Source organism: Microbacterium sp. B19(2022), assembly GCF_012030385.1.
GTDB lineage: Bacteria > Actinomycetota > Actinomycetes > Actinomycetales > Microbacteriaceae > Microbacterium > Microbacterium oxydans_B.
On sequence record NZ_JAAUVO010000045.1, the window covers coordinates 1 to 503 of the forward strand.

Consider the following 503-nt stretch of genomic DNA (forward strand, 5'->3'; position numbering starts at 1 on the left):
GGGTCGAACAGCACCCGTTGCACCCCGCCCGCGCACGCGGTGTGCGCGGCGACACGGGTGGAGACGGGGGTGTCGATGCCGTCGACGTGCGCCCAGCCGCGACCGGACGTGTAGTCGTCTGCGGTGACGGACACCACCAGGGTGGGCGCACCACCGCCCAGGCGTGGGGTGTCGTCGTGACGTGCGGCGATGCCGAGGATCGCGGCGAGGGTGTCGTGCTGCTTCTGCGACCGGGAGCGCGGGTCGACCATCCGTCCCGGGTCACCGGACGGGAGGACATCGTCGTCCATACCCGCGTCATCGAGTGTGTCCGAGTTCGTCTCCGAGTTCGTTTCCGAGTTCGTCTCCCCCGTCGGACGGAACTCGACTCCGGGGGCGGGTGGTCCGTCGACTTTGGGGTTCAGGTACGCGTCGAACAGGCGCTGCAACTGTCCCGCGACCTCGGGCAGCAGCCTGCCCCGGATCGGGATGACCCCGTCTTTCGCGCGCCCGAGCGTCAGCCC

1 protein-coding gene is annotated in these 503 nt (G+C 70.4%); it reads right to left on the minus strand.

What is annotated here, in order from left to right:
- On the minus strand, positions 1-503 hold a 503-nt coding region (locus tag HCX50_RS19665; protein WP_167635472.1), incomplete at both ends, for a DUF222 domain-containing protein.